The sequence below is a fragment of the Telluria sp. ZT3P26 genome, assembly GCF_059686035.1.
On sequence record NZ_JCASII010000005.1, the window covers coordinates 37111 to 53282 of the forward strand.

17 protein-coding genes are annotated in these 16172 nt (G+C 63.4%); 16 read left to right on the forward strand and 1 reads right to left on the reverse strand.

Going from position 1 to position 16172, the window contains the following annotated elements; all coding sequences use genetic code 11:
- Positions 1 to 67: 67 nt before the first annotated feature.
- The 16 genes from AC56LN_RS16620 to cysM all read left to right on the forward strand — a co-directional run bounded on the left by AC56LN_RS16620 (position 68) and on the right by cysM (position 15466).
- Entirely contained in the window at positions 68 to 640 is a 573-nt protein-coding gene (locus tag AC56LN_RS16620; RefSeq protein WP_499573360.1) for a DUF2059 domain-containing protein, read from the forward strand.
- A gap of 19 nt (positions 641 to 659) precedes the next feature.
- A complete protein-coding gene (gene serC / locus AC56LN_RS16625) occupies positions 660 to 1745 on the forward strand; it encodes a 3-phosphoserine/phosphohydroxythreonine transaminase (RefSeq protein WP_499573362.1) in 1086 nt (361 codons plus the stop codon).
- Positions 1746 to 1851: 106 nt separating this feature from the next.
- Positions 1852 to 2922, forward strand: a complete 1071-nt coding sequence (pheA, locus tag AC56LN_RS16630) for a prephenate dehydratase (protein WP_499573364.1) — start codon at positions 1852 to 1854, stop codon at positions 2920 to 2922.
- Positions 2923 to 2943: 21 nt separating this feature from the next.
- A complete protein-coding gene (gene hisC / locus AC56LN_RS16635) occupies positions 2944 to 4047 on the forward strand; it encodes a histidinol-phosphate transaminase (RefSeq protein ID WP_499573366.1) in 1104 nt (367 codons plus the stop codon).
- The gene (locus AC56LN_RS16640) at positions 4048 to 4962 is read left to right on the forward strand and encodes a prephenate dehydrogenase (RefSeq protein ID WP_499573368.1); all 915 of its coding nucleotides are present in this window, start codon (positions 4048 to 4050) and stop codon (positions 4960 to 4962) included. It abuts the gene before it with no gap.
- On the forward strand, positions 4959 to 6290 hold the full coding sequence (aroA, locus tag AC56LN_RS16645; protein WP_499573370.1) for a 3-phosphoshikimate 1-carboxyvinyltransferase: 1332 nt from the start codon (positions 4959 to 4961) through the stop codon (positions 6288 to 6290). The genes AC56LN_RS16640 and aroA overlap by 4 nt, the downstream gene beginning before the upstream one ends.
- 17 nt (positions 6291 to 6307) lie before the next feature.
- The gene (gene cmk / locus AC56LN_RS16650; RefSeq protein WP_499573372.1) at positions 6308 to 6970 is read left to right on the forward strand and encodes a (d)CMP kinase; all 663 of its coding nucleotides are present in this window, start codon (positions 6308 to 6310) and stop codon (positions 6968 to 6970) included.
- 346 nt (positions 6971 to 7316) lie between these two features.
- Complete coding sequence (gene rpsA / locus AC56LN_RS16655; protein ID WP_183550082.1) at positions 7317 to 9023, forward strand: 30S ribosomal protein S1; 1707 nt, start codon at positions 7317 to 7319, stop codon at positions 9021 to 9023.
- Positions 9024 to 9049: 26 nt separating this feature from the next.
- Positions 9050 to 9355 carry an integration host factor subunit beta gene (locus AC56LN_RS16660; protein ID WP_183550085.1) on the forward strand — a complete coding sequence of 102 codons (306 nt, stop codon included), beginning with the start codon at positions 9050 to 9052 and terminating at the stop codon, positions 9353 to 9355.
- A 154-nt stretch (positions 9356 to 9509) separates the two neighbouring features.
- Positions 9510 to 9833 carry a LapA family protein gene (locus AC56LN_RS16665; RefSeq protein ID WP_183550089.1) on the forward strand — a complete coding sequence of 108 codons (324 nt, stop codon included), beginning with the start codon at positions 9510 to 9512 and terminating at the stop codon, positions 9831 to 9833.
- Between the two features lie 13 nt (positions 9834 to 9846).
- Positions 9847 to 11022, forward strand: coding sequence for a lipopolysaccharide assembly protein LapB (gene lapB, locus AC56LN_RS16670; protein ID WP_499573374.1), 1176 nt, complete (start codon positions 9847 to 9849; stop codon positions 11020 to 11022).
- Positions 11023 to 11060: 38 nt separating this feature from the next.
- Entirely contained in the window at positions 11061 to 12029 is a 969-nt protein-coding gene (gene rfaE1, locus AC56LN_RS16675) for a D-glycero-beta-D-manno-heptose-7-phosphate kinase (RefSeq protein WP_499573376.1), read from the forward strand.
- 100 nt (positions 12030 to 12129) lie between these two features.
- Positions 12130 to 12477, forward strand: a complete 348-nt coding sequence (locus AC56LN_RS16680; protein ID WP_499573378.1) for a ComEA family DNA-binding protein — start codon at positions 12130 to 12132, stop codon at positions 12475 to 12477.
- An 89-nt stretch (positions 12478 to 12566) separates the two neighbouring features.
- Positions 12567 to 13961 carry a M20/M25/M40 family metallo-hydrolase gene (locus AC56LN_RS16685; protein ID WP_499573379.1) on the forward strand — a complete coding sequence of 465 codons (1395 nt, stop codon included), beginning with the start codon at positions 12567 to 12569 and terminating at the stop codon, positions 13959 to 13961.
- 15 nt (positions 13962 to 13976) lie between these two features.
- The gene (locus AC56LN_RS16690) at positions 13977 to 14456 is read left to right on the forward strand and encodes a DUF4124 domain-containing protein (RefSeq protein ID WP_499573380.1); all 480 of its coding nucleotides are present in this window, start codon (positions 13977 to 13979) and stop codon (positions 14454 to 14456) included.
- A gap of 107 nt (positions 14457 to 14563) precedes the next feature.
- Positions 14564 to 15466 (forward strand): cysteine synthase CysM, encoded by a 903-nt coding sequence (gene cysM, locus AC56LN_RS16695; protein WP_499573382.1) that lies wholly within the window; start codon positions 14564 to 14566, stop codon positions 15464 to 15466.
- Between the two features lie 264 nt (positions 15467 to 15730).
- Here cysM and AC56LN_RS16700 read toward each other — a convergent pair whose 3' ends face one another.
- On the reverse strand, positions 15731 to 16069 hold the full coding sequence (locus AC56LN_RS16700; protein WP_183550106.1) for a hypothetical protein: 339 nt from the start codon (positions 16067 to 16069) through the stop codon (positions 15731 to 15733).
- Positions 16070 to 16172 lie beyond the last annotated feature (103 nt).

The window sequence follows — 16172 nt, forward strand, 5'->3', positions numbered from 1 at the left end:
GATGGCCGGCCCGGCAGGCCGGCCATTGTCCCAAGTCGCTGGGCTCTGCCACCCGCATGGACTTCTGATGAAACACCTTCTTCGTTCCCTGACCGTTGTTGCCGCCCTCGCTGCTGCGCCGTCGTTTGCCATGGCCCAGGCCGCATCGGCGCCGACGGCTACCACCGCCGTCAGCCCGCAAGCCAACGCCGCCGTCAAGGAATTGCTCGACGCAATGGACGTGCGCAAGATGATGACCGCGTCGTTCATCGAGATGGAAAAGGCGCTGCCGCAGATGATGCGCGCGCAGATGACGGCCGTGATCAGCGCCGATCCGGGCGCCGATGCCGAGAAAAAGAAGGCCGCACTGGCCAAGGTCGAGCAGGTCCTGCCGGCGGCGTCGCAAGCCATCGGCCGCCTGCTCCGGGATCCGGCGCTGATCGATGAGATGATGGTAGAGATCGCGCCGCTGTACGCCAAGAACTACACGGTCGCCGAACTGAAGGAACTCACCGCGTTCTACCGCACGCCGCTGGGGCGCAAGATGCTGGCCCTGAGTCCGCGCCTGTCCGCCGAAAGCATGGCCGCCGGCCAGCGCATCGTCGCGCCGCGCCTGAATGGCCTGATGCAGGAAGTCATGCAGAGCGCGCAAGGCAAATAACCCTCCACGAAAGGACCGCATGACCCAGATCTTCAATTTCTCGGCCGGCCCCGCCGTGCTGCCGAAAACCGTGCTGCAACAGGCCGCGCACGACATGCTCGACTGGCATGGCAGCGGCATGTCGGTGATGGAGATGAGCCACCGTGGTCCCGAATTTTCCAGCATCCACCGCCAGGCGCTGGATGACCTGCGCGAGCTGCTGAACGTCCCGGCCAATTACAAGATCCTGTTCCAGCAGGGTGGGGGGCTCGGGCAGAACGCCATCGTGCCCCTCAACCTGGCCGGGCGCCGGGCTGACCCGGTGATCGATTTTGTCCACACCGGCACCTGGTCGGGCAAGTCGGCCAAGGAAGCAGCGCGCTTTGCACGCGTGAACATCGCGGCATCAAGCGAGCCTGAACACTTCACCCGCGTGCCGCCGCGCGACACCTGGCGCCTGAGCGACGACGCATCGTACCTGCACATCTGCACCAACGAGACCATCGACGGCGTCGAATACCCTGACGCGCCCGACGTGCCGGCCGGTCTGCCGATCGTGGCCGACATGTCTTCGCATATCCTGTCGCGCCAGATCGACATCTCCAAGTACGGCGTGATCTTCGCCGGCGCGCAAAAGAACATCGGCCCGGCCGGCCTGACGCTCGTGATCGTGCGCGACGACCTGCTCGACTTTGCCTCGCCCCAGTGCCCGTCGGCCTTCCACTGGAAGACCTGCGCCGAGCATGATTCGCTGTACAACACGCCGCCCACCTATGCGATCTATATCGCGGGCCTCGTGTTTGCTTGGCTCAAGCAGCGCGGTGGCGTGGCGGCGATGGAAGCCATCAATATCGAAAAAGCGCGCCTGCTGTACGCCGCGCTCGACGCCGATGATTTCTACGCCAACCGCGTGGATCCGGCCTATCGTTCGCGCATGAACATCCCGTTCTACCTGCGCGACGAATCACTGAACGAGCAATTCCTGGCCGGCGCGAAAGCGCGCGGGCTGTTGCAACTGAAGGGCCACAAGTCCGTCGGCGGCATGCGGGCATCCATCTACAACGCGATGCCAATCGAGGGCGTACAGGCCCTCGTCGATTATTTGAACACGTTTGCGGGACGGTAAGCCGTCGCGGTTGAGCACGACGTAGGGTGGACGGGTATCCCGTCCACGCGTCCAATGCACGGCTGATGCGCCCGAACGCAAACAACATCGACCAACCAGCATAACGATGACAGACAAACTCACCCCCTTGCGCGAACGCATCGATGCGATCGACGCACAAATCCTCCAGCTGTTGAGCGAGCGCGGCCAGGTCGCACAAGCCGTCGGCCACGTGAAGGCCGAAACCAACGCGCCCGTGTTTCGCCCGGAGCGCGAAGCGCAGGTGCTGCGTGGCGTGGCCGAGCGCAATCCCGGTCCGCTCAAGAACAGCGACGTCCAGACCATCTTCCGCGAGATCATGTCGTCCTGCCGCGCCCTCGAAAAGCGCGTCACGGTCGCGTTTCTCGGCCCCACCGGCACGTTCAGCGAGCAGGCCGTGTTCCAGCAGTTCGGCACGGCCATCGATGCGCTGCCGTGCGTGTCGATCGATGAAGTGTTTCGCGCGACCGAGGCCGGCACCGCCGACTTTGGCGTGGTCCCGGTCGAGAATTCGTCCGAGGGCGCCATCAACCGCACCCTCGACCTGCTGCTGGCAACGACCACGATCATCAGCGGCGAAGTCTCGATTGCGGTCCACCACAGCCTGATGAGCAAGACCGGCACGATGGACGGCGTGACCGTCGTCTGCGCCCATTCGCAGGCGCTGGCACAATGCCAGGTGTGGCTGAACCAGCATTACCCGAACATCGAGCGCCGCGCCGTGGCGTCGAACGCCGAGGCGGCCGTGCTGGCCAGCCAGGATCCGACGGTCGCCGCGATCGCCAGCGAGATGGCGGGCGAGCAGTACCGCCTGGGCGTCGTGCAGGCCCACATCCAGGACGATCCGCACAACCGCACGCGCTTCGTCGTGATCGGGCAGTTGCAGACCGGCCCGTCGGGCAAGGACCGCACCGGCATCGTGCTGGCCGTGCCGAACAAGGCCGGCGCCGTCTACAACCTGCTCGCGCCCCTGGAAAAACACGGCGTGTCGATGACCCGGTTCGAATCGCGCCCGGCGCGTATCGGCACCTGGGAGTATTACTTCTATGTCGACATCGAGGGCCACGTGCACGACGCTGCCGTTGCGCGCGCGCTCGAAGAACTCAAGGACAACGCCGCCTTCTTCAAGGTGCTGGGTTCCTACCCGCAAAGCCTTTAAACGATAACAAGAGAGATTTTCATGTCGACATTTGGTCCCGAATACATCCGTGCCATCGCCCCTTACCAGGCCGGCAAACCGATCGCCGAAGTGGCCCGCGAATATGGTCTCGACGAAGCGAACATCGTCAAGCTGGCGTCGAACGAAAACCCGTTCGGCATCCCCGCATCGAGCCGCGCCGCGATGCTCGAAGCGGCAGCTGACCTGGGCCGCTACCCGGACGCCAACGGTTTCGAGCTGAAGACCGCGCTGGCCAAACGCTACGACGTGCCGCTCGACTGGATCACGCTCGGCAACGGCAGCAACGACATCCTCGAGATCGCGGCCCACGCCTTCGTGCAAAAAGGCGAAGCGGTCGTGTATTCGCAGTATTCGTTTGCCGTGTATGCGCTGGCCACGCAAGGCGTCGGTGGCCGCGCGATCGTGGTGCCGGCCGTCGACTACGGTCACGACCTCGATGCGATGGCAGCTGCCATCGATGCCGATACGCGCCTGGTGTACGTCGCCAACCCGAACAACCCGACCGGCACGTTCATCCCGGCTGCGCAGATCGAAGCGTTCCTGCAAAAGGTGCCGGCGCACGTGATCGTCGTCCTCGACGAAGCGTACAACGAGTACCTGGCGCCCGAGCACCAGTTCGAGTCGAGCGCCTGGGTGCGCACCTACCCGAACCTGATCGTGTCGCGCACGTTCTCGAAGGCCTATGGCCTGGCCGGCCTGCGCGTGGGCTTTGCCATCGCGCAGCCAGCCGTCACCGATCTGATGAACCGCATCCGCCAGCCATTCAACGTCAACTCGCTGGCGCAGGCCGCTGCAGTCGCGGCGCTGAACGACACGGCGTTCCTGGACCAGGGCGCGCGCAACAACGCGGACGGCTATCGCCAGATGATCGCTGCCTTTGAAGAACTGGGGCTCGAGTACGTGCCGTCGTTTGGCAACTTCGTGCTGGTGCGGGTCGGCGACGACGACGGCGCCGGCGCGCGCGTGAACGTGGCACTGCTCAAGCAGGGCGTGATCGTGCGCCCGGTCGGCAACTACGGCCTGCCGCAGTGGCTGCGCATCTCGATCGGCCTGCCGCAGGAAAACGCGGCCTTCATCGAGGCGTTGAAGAAGGCGCTCGGCTGAATGCTGGACAAGATCGTTATCGTTGGCGTCGGCCTGATCGGCGGTTCGTTCGCGCTGGCGCTCAAACGCGCCGGGCAGGTGCGGGAAGTGGTCGGCATTGGCCGGCATCCCGAAGCACTGGCCCGGGCGCTTGCCCTTGGCATCATCGACCGGGTCTGTGACGACTACGCCGATGCGTTGAACGGCGCTGACCTGGTCATGCTGGCCGCGCCGGTGGCGCAGACGGGGCCGATCCTGGCCGCGCTGCTGCCGCACCTGGCGCCCGGCACGGTCGTCACCGACGCCGGCAGCACCAAGTGCGACGTCGTTGCAGCAGCCCGCGCGGTACTCGGCGAGCGCGTGCACCAGTTCGTGCCCGGCCACCCGATCGCCGGCAGCGAAGCGAATGGCCCCGATGCCGCACTGGCCGGCCTGTACCAGGGCAAGAAGGCCGTGCTCACGCCGCTGCCGGAGAACGCATCAGGCGACGTCGAACGGGTCGCTGCCGCCTGGCGCGCCTGCGGCGCCGTGATCCACCAGTTGACGCCCCAAGACCATGACCGCGTGTTCGCTGCCGTCAGCCATCTGCCGCATCTGCTGGCGTACGCGCTGGTGGACGACCTCGCCGGCAAGCCGCACGCGGACATGCTGTTCCAGTACGCCGCCAGCGGCTTTCGCGACTTCACGCGCATCGCCGGTTCGTCGCCCGAAATGTGGCGCGACATCAGCCTGGCCAACCAGGCCGCGCTGTTGACCGAGCTGGATGCCTATCTGGCACAATTAACGACGATGCGGACCATGCTGGCTGCCGGCGACGGGGCCGGATTGCACGATATCTATGCGAACGCGCAGCGCGCCCGCCACGAGTGGCAGATCGCCATCGAAGCCGATCACGGGCAAAATGCGCCGCGCGCGCCTATTCAGGAAAACACATGACGCAGCAAAAACACTATCCGCAGCATATCGACCTCGAACCTGTGCTGCACGCGGCGGGCACAGTGCGGCTGCCGGGCTCCAAGAGCATCTCGAACCGCACGCTGCTGCTGGCCGCGCTGGCCGAGGGCACGACCACCATTCACGACATGCTGGCGTCGGACGACACGATGGTCATGCTGGGCGCGCTGCGCTCGCTGGGCATCCGCTGGGATGAAGTCGACGAGCGCACGGTCATCGTGCATGGCAACGGCGGCGTGCTGCCCGAATCTGCGGCCGATCTGTTTATGGGCAATGCCGGCACCGCGATCCGGCCGCTGACGGCGGCGCTGGCCGTGATCGGCGGCGACTACACGCTGCATGGCGTCTCGCGCATGCACGAACGCCCGATCGGCGACCTGGTCGACGCGCTCAACGCCGTCGGCGCGCAGATCGAGTACACGGGTGAAGCGGGCTTTCCGCCGCTGCGCATCCGTCGCGGCCACATCACGGCCAACCGCATGGCGGTGCGCGGCAATGTGTCGAGCCAGTTCCTGACCGCGCTCTTGATGGCCGCGCCGCTGATGGCCACCACGCATCCGGTATCCATCGATGTCGTCGGCGAGCTGATTTCCAAGCCGTATATCGAGATCACGCTGAACCTGATGCGCCGCTTTGGCGTCGAGGTCGAGCAGAACGGCTGGGCCTCGTTCACCGTGCAGCCGGGTCAGCGCTATCAGAGCCCGGGCACGATCCACGTCGAAGGCGATGCCTCGTCGGCATCGTACTTCCTGGCCGCCGGCGCGATCGCGGGCGGACCGGTGCGCGTCGAAGGCGTCGGTGAACACAGCATCCAAGGCGACGTGCGCTTTGCCGATGCGCTCGAACGCATGGGCGCCATCGTCACGCGTGGCGAGAACTGGATCGAGGTGCAATCGAATGGCGTGCTGAAGGCCATCGACGCCGACTTCAACCACATCCCGGATGCGGCGATGACGATTGCGGTGGCGGCACTGTACGCCGACGGCCCGAGCACGCTGCGCAATATCGCCAGCTGGCGCGTGAAGGAAACCGATCGCCTGAGCGCGATGGCGACCGAACTGCGCAAGGTCGGCGCCGAGGTGGAGGAGGGGCCGGACTACATCCGCATCACGCCGCCGGACGAACTCAAGCCCGCCACGATCGACACCTACGACGACCACCGGATGGCGATGTGCTTCTCGCTGGCGTCGCTGGACGGCAAGGCGCGGCGCGGCAACGCGATGCGGATCAACGATCCGAAGTGCGTCGCCAAGACCTTCCCCGACTATTTCGAAGCGTTTGCGGGCATTGCGCGCAACGAGCTGTTTTAATCCATCTGCCCGAGCCCATGCCCAATTCAAACGTACCAGTCATCACCATCGACGGCCCGACCGCCTCCGGCAAGGGCACCGTGGCCAGCCGCGTCGCCGACCGCCTGGGCTTTCACCTTCTTGATTCGGGCGCGCTGTACCGCCTGACGGCGCTGCAGGCGCTGCGCGGCGCACTGCCGCTGTCGGACGAAGCGGGCATCGCTACGCTGGCCCAGCAGCTGCCGGCGCGCTTCCGGGATGACGTGATCTACCTGGCGGATGAGGATGTAAGCCACGCGATCCGCGCGGAAGAGGTGGGCAATATGGCGTCGAAGATCGCCGCCCTGCCGAGCGTGCGCCAGGCGCTGTTCGACCTGCAACTGGGCTTTCGCCAGGCGCCCGGACTGGTGGCCGATGGCCGCGATATGGGCACCGTGATCTTTCCCACCGCCAAGCTCAAAGTATTCCTGACCGCAAGTGCTGAGGCGCGCGCGCAACGCCGGTATAAGCAATTGATTGACAAAGGCTTTTCTGCTAATATGAACGACCTGCTTGCAGATTTACGGGCTAGAGACGAACGCGACACTGGTCGTGCAGTCGCTCCCCTGGTCGCAGCAGCTGATGCGCATATCCTGGATACCTCTGCGATGGGGGTCGACCAGGCGGTCGAGCAAGTCCTGGCCTGGTATGCGCAGAAATAAGACTTTGAATGACGTGGTGGCGGTGGTGTCAACCGGTTGCAGTCCGAACCGTAGGGCAGCGGCGCCTGAACGTCATTCCCGCGCAGGCGGGAATCCAGGTCTGCAATGCCGCCATTGGCTTGAGTCATCGCCGTGGTGGTTGCGCTGAGTAACTTGGTTCCCCGCCTACGCGGGGACGACGGTCTTTGGGTTGGCATCCTCGTTTTATATTGAGATGTCAATCGAAGACCATTGTCCTTTGGTGCTTGCGACAGCATATTGGCGATCGCAAGCGTGTTTTAACCTAACCCAGTTCAGTCCGCACTATCGTCGGTCTGCTGGCTCACATGAAATAACCAACTTTTTTATGTCTACTGCAACTACCCAAGATACTGGTATGGAAAGCTTTGCCGCCCTCTTCGAGGAATCGCTGTCGCGTCAAGACATGCGTTCGGGCGAAGTCATTTCGGCTGAAGTCGTGCGTCTGGATCACAATTTCGTGATCGTCAACGCAGGCCTGAAGTCGGAAGCGTTCATTCCAATCGAAGAATTCAAGAATGACCAGGGCGAACTGGAAGTCGCAGTAGGCGACTTCGTTTCCGTGGCCATCGAGTCGCTGGAAAACGGCTTTGGCGACACCATCCTGTCGCGCGACAAGGCCAAGCGTCTGGCTTCGTGGCTGGCGCTGGAAAAAGCAATGGAATCGGGCGAAATCGTCACCGGTACCGTCAATGGCAAAGTCAAGGGCGGCCTGACCGTTCTGACCAACGGCATCCGCGCGTTCCTGCCGGGTTCGCTGGTTGACACCCGTCCAGTCAAGGACACGACCCCATTCGAAGGCAAGACCCTCGAATTCAAGGTCATCAAGCTGGACCGCAAGCGTAACAACGTCGTGCTGTCGCGCCGCGCTGTCATCGAAGCATCGATGGGCGAAGAGCGTCAGAAGCTGATGGAAACGCTGAAAGAAGGTACCGTCGTTACCGGTATCGTCAAGAACATCACCGACTATGGCGCATTCGTCGACCTGGGCGGCATCGATGGTCTGCTGCACATCACCGACCTGGCATGGCGTCGCGTGCGTCACCCATCCGAAGTCCTGTCGGTTGGCCAAGAGATCACCGCCAAGGTCCTCAAGTACGATCAAGAGAAGAACCGCGTCTCGCTGGGCGTCAAGCAGCTGGGCGACGATCCATGGACCGGTCTGTCGCGTCGTTACCCACAGAGCACCCGCCTGTTCGGTAAAGTCACGAACCTCACCGACTACGGCGCGTTCGTCGAAGTCGAGCAGGGTATCGAAGGTCTGGTCCACGTGTCCGAAATGGACTGGACCAACAAGAACGTGGCACCAAACAAAGTTGTCCAGCTGGGCGACGAAGTGGAAGTCATGGTTCTGGAGATCGACGAAGAGCGCCGCCGTATTTCGCTGGGCATGAAGCAGTGCAAAGCAAATCCATGGGACGACTTCGGCATGACCCACAAGAAGGGCGACAAGGTCAAGGGTTCGATCAAGTCGATCACCGACTTCGGCGTGTTCATCGGCCTGCCAGGCAACATCGATGGTCTGGTGCACCTGTCGGACCTGTCGTGGACCGAAGCCGGCGAAGAAGCCGTGCGTCGCTTCAAGAAAGGCGACGAACTGGAAGCCGTGGTTCTGGCCATCGACGTCGAGCGCGAGCGTGTTTCGCTGGGCGTGAAGCAGCTGGAAGGCGACCCGTTCAACACCTACTCGTCGATGAACGACAAGGGTTCGCTGGTCACCGGTACCGTGAAATCGGTTGAGCCAAAAGGCGCCGTGATCTCGCTGTCGGAAGAAGTCGAAGGCTACCTGCGCGCTTCGGAAATCTCGCGTGACCGCGTTGAAGATGCTGGCACCCACCTGAAAGTCGGCGACACCGTCGAAGCTCTGGTGATCAACATCGATCGCAAGGCTCGCAGCATCCAGCTGTCGATCAAGGCGAAAGACAATGTCGATACGCAAGAAGCAATGAGCAAGCTGTCGAACGACAACAGCGCTGCTTCGGGCACGACCAGCCTGGGCGCACTGCTCAAGGCCAAGTTCGATAACAAGAACTAATCAGGTAAGCCCTGAGGAGCTTGCAGATGACCAAGTCCGAGCTGATCAACCGACTGGCTGAGCGTTATTCTCAGCTGGTGGCAAAGGATGCGGAGTTTGCTGTCAAGACCATCCTCGATGCGATGACCAACGCCCTGGCGACCGGGCAACGCATCGAGATCCGTGGTTTCGGCAGTTTCTCGCTGAACAGCCGTCCGCCGCGTATCGGCCGCAATCCGAAGTCCGGCGACAAGGTGATGGTGCCCGAAAAACGGGTGCCGCACTTCAAGCCGGGCAAGCAGTTGCGCGAGCAGGTGGACGCGATGGTCGGGCAACCGATCATCAACGATTGAGTCAGTGCTGGCACCAAGAAACGGCATCCGCGAGGATGCCGTTTTTTTATGGCCTGTCGAGGCAAGCAGCGGCCCAACGTCGCACGGTATTTTGAAATATGATGGCGGATATGCGACACTTCGCCCTTACTCCATTGTCTAGCGGAACCTGTTGATGAAATTCGTCTCGACCATTGTCGGATTTGTCCTGTTCATCCTGTTCTTCGGCTTCGCGCTGAAGAACACGAAAGAGGTCGACCTGCATTTTTTCCTCGACTATGAACTGCGCGGCCCCCTCGTGCTGATGCTGCTGGCGTTCTTCGTCGCCGGCGCTGCCTTTGGCATCCTGGCACTGGCGCCGACCGTGTTCCGTCAGCGCCGCGAAAAATGGCAGCACAAGTACACCATCCAGGCCCTGCAAAGCGCCGCCGGCACCGGTGTGGTCGCGACCACGCCACCGCCGCCGGATGCCGTCCCACCGGTTGCACCCCGCCACTAACAACAAGAACACCATGGATTTCGAACTCTGGATGCTGCTTGGCATCCCCTTCTTCTTTGGCCTGGGCTGGCTCGCCGCCCGCGTCGACATCAACGAGGTGGTTTCCGAGTCGCGCACGCTGCCGCGTGGCTACTTCAAGGGCCTGAACCACCTGCTCAACGACCAACCCGACAAGGCCATCGATTCGTTCATCGAGATCGTCAAGCTCGACCCTGAATCGAGCGACATGCACTTCGCGCTGGGCAATCTGTTTCGTCGCCGCGGCGAGACCGAACGCGCCATTCGCGTGCACCAGAACCTGCTCGCGCGCCCTGACTTGCCGAGCGACGAAAAAGCGCACGCACAGTACGAACTGGGCATCGACTACCTGAAGGCAGGTCTGCTCGACCGCGCCGAGGAATCGTTCAATGGCCTGGCCGACACACCATACGCGGTGCAGGCGCGCCGCTCGCTGCTGGAAATTTACCAGCGCGAAAAGGAATGGAAGCGCGCCATCGAAGCGGCTCAGGATTTGCAGGCGTCTGGCGCCGGCGCGCGCCAGATCGAAATCGCCCAGTTCTATTGCGAACTGGCGGCCGACGCGCTGGTGCACATGGCGCCGAGCGACGCGATGCTGCTATTGGACAAGGCGCTCGAAGCGAATCGCCACAGCGTGCGCGCGACCATCCTGCGCGGCGACGCGCTGCTGGCCCAGGGCGATGTGGAAGAAGCGCTCAAGACCTGGCGCCGCGTGGAGCAGCAAAGCGTGCCGCACGTGGCCCTGGTGGCCGCGCGCCTGATGGATGGCTACCGCAAGGTGGGCCGGCCGCAGGAAGGCGTGAACCTGCTGCGCTCGTACCTGGCCGAGGCCTCGTCGATCGACCTGATCGAAGTCGTGTTCAAAGCCGTGATCGAGCTCGATGGCGTCGAAGCGGCCAAGGGGCTGGTGGTGGAAGAGCTGCGCCGCAACCCGACGCTGCTTGGCCTGGATAAATTGCTGGAAGCGCGCCTGATGGATGCGCCGGCCCATGTCTGGGAAGAGCTGTCGATGGTCAAGAACCTGGTGCAGCGTTACACGCAGAAGCTGGCGCGCTACCAGTGCAGCCACTGCGGTTTCAAGGCGCGTCAGTTCTACTGGCAATGCCCGGGCTGCAACCGCTGGGATTCCTACCCGCCACGCCGCACCGAAGAACTCAATGTGATGAACTGACGGTCCATCAAACGATGCCAATGACAAGCTCCACGCCCATGACCCCGAGCCGCCTGCTGGTGGCCGACGATTACCGCCAGCAGGCGGCCCCCGAACTGTCCGCCGTGCGCCTGCTGGTGGTGGGCGACGTGATGCTCGACCGCTACTGGTTCGGCGACGTCTCGCGCATTTCGCCGGAAGCGCCGGTGCCCGTCGTGCGCATCGAGCGGCGCGAAGAGCGCCTGGGTGGCGCCGCCAACGTGGCGCGCAATGCCGCGGCGCTGGGCGCCCATACGGGCCTGCTGGGTGTGGTGGGGGCCGATGAGGCGGGCGATGAAGTCGAGCGCCTGCTGCAGGGTGCGGGCATCCACAGCTACCTCAAGCGCGACGACGCCATCTCGACCATCATCAAGCTGCGCGTCATCGGACGCCAGCAGCAGATGGTGCGCATCGATTTCGAAGACGCGCCGACAGAGACCGTGCTGCGCGACAAGCTCAGCCAGTTCAAGGCGCTGCTGCCCGATTACGACGTGATCATCCTGTCCGATTACAACAAGGGCGCGCTGGTCAATGTCGCCGAGATGATTGCGCTGGCGCGCGCTGCCGGCAAGATCGTGCTGGTCGATCCGAAAGGCGACGACTTCACGCCGTACAAAGGCGCGAGCATCCTGACGCCCAACCGCGCCGAACTGCAGCGTGTCGTCGGTGGCTGGAAGAGCGAGACGCAATTGCTCGAAAAAGCGCAGGCACTGCGCGTGGAACTGGGCCTGGATGCGCTGCTCTTGACGCGCTCCGAAGAGGGCATGAGCCTGTTTACGGCCGGTGAAGTGCTGCACGTGAATGCCGATGCGCGCGAAGTATTCGACGTCTCGGGCGCCGGTGACACGGTGATTGCGACGCTGGCCACGATGCTGGGCACGGGCGCGCCGCTGGGCGAAGCGCTGGTGACGGCCAACCGCGCCGGCGGCATCGTCGTCGGCAAGCTGGGCACGGCCACCGTGACCCGCGACGAGCTGTTCCCCTCCTGATTTGCCTCAAGCCCGGCCCGTCAACGACGCGCCGGGCGATCCGTTGAAAGACCGATGGGCGGCGTCGCCGTCCAGCGTCTTCAACCAACGGAGAAATTCAATGATCAAGAAACTGATGCTTGCCTTTGCCGCGCTGGCCGTCTCGGGCAGCATGGCGTTTGCCCAGGTCGACGTGAACAAGGCCGATGTTGCCGCGCTCGATGGCGTCAAGGGCGTAGGGCCGAGCATGTCCAAGGCCATCCTCGACGAACGCGCCAAGGGCGAGTTCAAGGACTGGGCCGACCTGCAAACGCGCGTCAAGGGCATGGGCGATAAAAAGGCCGCCAGGCTGAGTCAGTCCGGGCTGGTCGTCAACGGCAAGGGCAAGGAAGGTGTCGCCGCCAAGCCCGCTGCCGCCAAGGGCGACAAGTCGGCGGCCAAACCGGCCGACGCAAAAACCGCAACATGACATGTATTGACTGACAGCGTCACGGGCGCGTGGCAAGATGTTCCAGCTCTTCAAGATCGTGCTTGAACATCAATATCAGAAAGGTCGTCATGCCTCACGCCCGTGTTTCAACCGCCCTGTTGGCAGCCCTGCTGGCTGCTGCAGGCGTCGCTTCAGCTGCTACGCCAGTGGCCACGCCCGCCACACCGAAACAACCCGATATCACCGCGCAGCAAGCCCAGATCACGAAGATCCTCGGTGAAGTCTCGCAGCAGCGCATCGAAGGCCATATCCGCAAGCTGGTCAGCTTCGGCACGCGCCACACGATGTCCGAGACCGAGTCGCCAACGCGCGGCATCGGCGCTGCCCGCCGCTGGATCAAGGCCGAGCTCGAGCGCTGCGGCGCCGGCACGCCATTGCAGGTCACGTATGACAGCCACGTCGCGCCCGTCTCGGCGCGCATCACCAAGCCGACCGAGATCGTCAACGTCGTCGCGACGCTGCCGGGCACGCAGGCCGCTTCCAGAGAGCGCATGTACGTGGTGAGCGGTCACTATGACTCGCGCGCCTCGGACGTGATGGACGCCACCTCGGATGCCCCGGGCGCGAACGACGATGCATCGGGCACTGCCGCGATCATGGAACTGGCGTGCGTGATGGCCAAATACAAGTTTGACGCGACGCTGGTCTTCATGGCCGTGGCCGCCGAAGAGCAGGGCCTGATCGGCGCCCGCCACTGGGCCGTTGGCGCGCGTGAAAAGAACTGGAACGTGGCCGGCATGTTCACCAACGACATCATCGGCAGCTCAAAGGGTGACGATGGCAAGATCGACAACAAGCAGGTGCGCCTGTTCGCCCAGAGTATCCCGGCGACCAAGGAAATGAGCGAGGCCGTGCGCCAGCTGGTGGCCACGGGCGGCGAGAACGATTCGCTCTCGCGCCAGCTCGCGCGCCACACCAAAGAGCAGGGCGAGCGCTACGTGAAAGGCTTCAAGGTCAGCGTGATCCAGCGGCATGACCGCTATCTGCGCGGGGGTGACCACATGCCGTTCCTGGAACAGGGCTACGCCGCGCTGCGCTTTACCGAACCAGCCGAAGACTTCGCGCACCAGCACCAGGACCTGCGCACCGAAAGTGGCAAGGTGTATGGCGACACGATCGACCACGTCGACTTCGACTACATCGCCAAGGTCACGCGCGTGAACGGCGCTGCGATGGCCTCACTCGCAATGGCGCCGGCCGCGCCGCAAGAGGTCAAGCTGCGTACCGCGGGCCTGACCAACGATTCCACACTGGTCTGGAAAGCCAATGCCGAGCCCGACCTGGCCGGTTACCGCATCGTCTGGCGCGACACGACCAGCGCCAATTGGGAAGGTTCGAAGTGGGTCGGCAACGTGACGGAAGCCACGCTCGACCTGTCGAAAGACAATGTCTTCTTTGGCGTGCAGGCCGTCGACAAGGACGGCAACGTCAGCGTCGCGACGTATCCGCTGCCGCTGCGTTAAGCCGGTCGCCGCGTCGTGAAACTGACCATCGTCCTGTGCACCGTTGCGGTTGGCTGGTGCGCAGTCGCGCTGCCGGCTGCAGCCCAGGTCTACAAATGCGTCGACCCAAAGACCGGGGCGAAGACGTATTCCGACTCGGGCTGCGCCCGCAGCGCGCAGCGCACGACGATGGAGGCACTGCCGCCAGTCCTCAAGCGTTCGGCGCAGGCGGCGCAGTCCGCTCCGGCACCCGTGCAGGACTGGCGTGCGCAGGAGGAGCGTGGCGGCTTGCAGGCAGGTGCGGCCGATCCGGTCGGCTCGATCGCGCCGCCGCAGGGTGACCCGAACTCGTACGAGTGCGAGCAGGCGAAAAGGAAGCTGGCAGTGCGCCGAAGCCGCGTCACCAACTTCGCGTCCGATGCGAAGGAACCCGTCATCGACGTCAACCGCATCTGCGGCTACTTCATGCCTCCGAATCCCGTGCCGGGCCAGCTGATGCGCCAGGGTACGCGCTGAACACCAGTCTTTGCAGCCGCCGCTTGTCGTGACCGGCGGCTGCGCCGACGCCCGCGTGCGTCTCGGATTAAAATGGTGTTTTGGTATCGCAAGGAATAGAGAACGCAATGGCATACAAGACCATCGAATCGACGATCGGCAACACGCCGCTCGTGCAGCTGCAGCGCCTCCCGGGCGCCGAGAACGCGGCTCGCAACAACATCATCCTGGGCAAGCTCGAAGGCAACAACCCGGCCGGCTCCGTCAAGGACCGGGCGGCGATGTCGATGCTGCGCGGCGCCGAACTGCGCGGCCAGATCAAGCCGGGCGACACGCTGATCGAAGCGACCAGCGGCAATACCGGCATCGCGCTGGCAATGGCCGCCGCGATCCTCGGCTACAAGATGATCCTCCTGATGCCCGATAACCTGTCGATCGAACGCCGCCAGAGCATGGCCGCGTATGGCGCGCAGATCATCCTCACGCCCAAGTCGGGCGGTATGGAATACGCGCGCGACATGGCCGAACAGATGCAGAAGGACGGCCAGGGCATCATCCTCGACCAGTTTGCGAACGACGACAATCCGCGTGCGCACTACGAGAGCACGGGCCCGGAAATCTGGCGTGACACCGACGGGCGCGTCACGCACTTCGTCAGCGCCATGGGCACGACCGGTACCATCATGGGCGTGTCGCGCTATCTGAAGGAGCAGAACGAGGCGGTGCGCATCATCGGCGCGCAGCCCGAAGAAGGCTCGTCAATCCCGGGCATCCGCAAGTGGCCCGAGGCCTACCTGCCCAAGATCTACGACAAGGCGCGCGTCGACCAGGTCGAGAGCGTGAGCCAGGCAGCGGCCGAGCAGATGGCGCGTCGCATGGCGGCCGAGGAGGGCATCTTCTGCGGCATCTCGGCTGCCGGCGCCTGTGAAGTGGCGCTGCGCATCGCGCAGACCGTCGAGAACGCGACCATCGTGTTCATCGTCTGCGACCGGGGTGATCGCTACCTGTCCACGGGTGTGTTTCCTGCATGATAAATGGCGCAGTCAGCGTGATTCCACGTTGGTTGCGCCCGTAAAAAAGGCCGCCTGGTTCACAGGCGGCCTTCAAATCAGTCCTTGGACTGCCTAGACCTTTCCATCGGCGTTGCGCCAATTTCCTTCGGTCGTCCGCCAATGCGGCGGCTCATACGCCCGCGCGGGCGTATGCACTACGGGTACTGGCCGTGCCATACGGCGCCGGCCCGGTCAATCCTGGCAAGACGACAAACGCAGGCGCCGTGAAGCGCCCGGCATCTGTCAGTCCTTCATTGCCGGGACTGCGCCTTCTTTTGGCTTGAACTGCTTGTCGCTGATGCGGAACTTTGCACGGCGATCGCCCATCAGGTAGCGCAGGTCACGGATCGACAGGTCGCTTACTTCGTGCATGCGGATCAGCAGCGAGGCGCCGACCGGCAGGCGGTGGTGACGGATTTTCGAGATCACCGGCGGCGCGACTTCCAGTGCGCGCGACAGCGCTGCGTCATTCTTCAGGCGCAGGTTCTCGATCAACGTATCGAGCAGGCGATTCGGGTTGTACTGAAGCAGCTCGTCGCCTTCCGAATCGCTGTTCATATCAATGCCGACTTGGTTAGTCATGATTCATAGTCCTTAGGGGTTAGTGCGGAGTCATCAACATCTACAACGTCGAGTCCGTTTTTACTTTCGTAAATTTCTATTCAATTGTACAACTATTTCGATA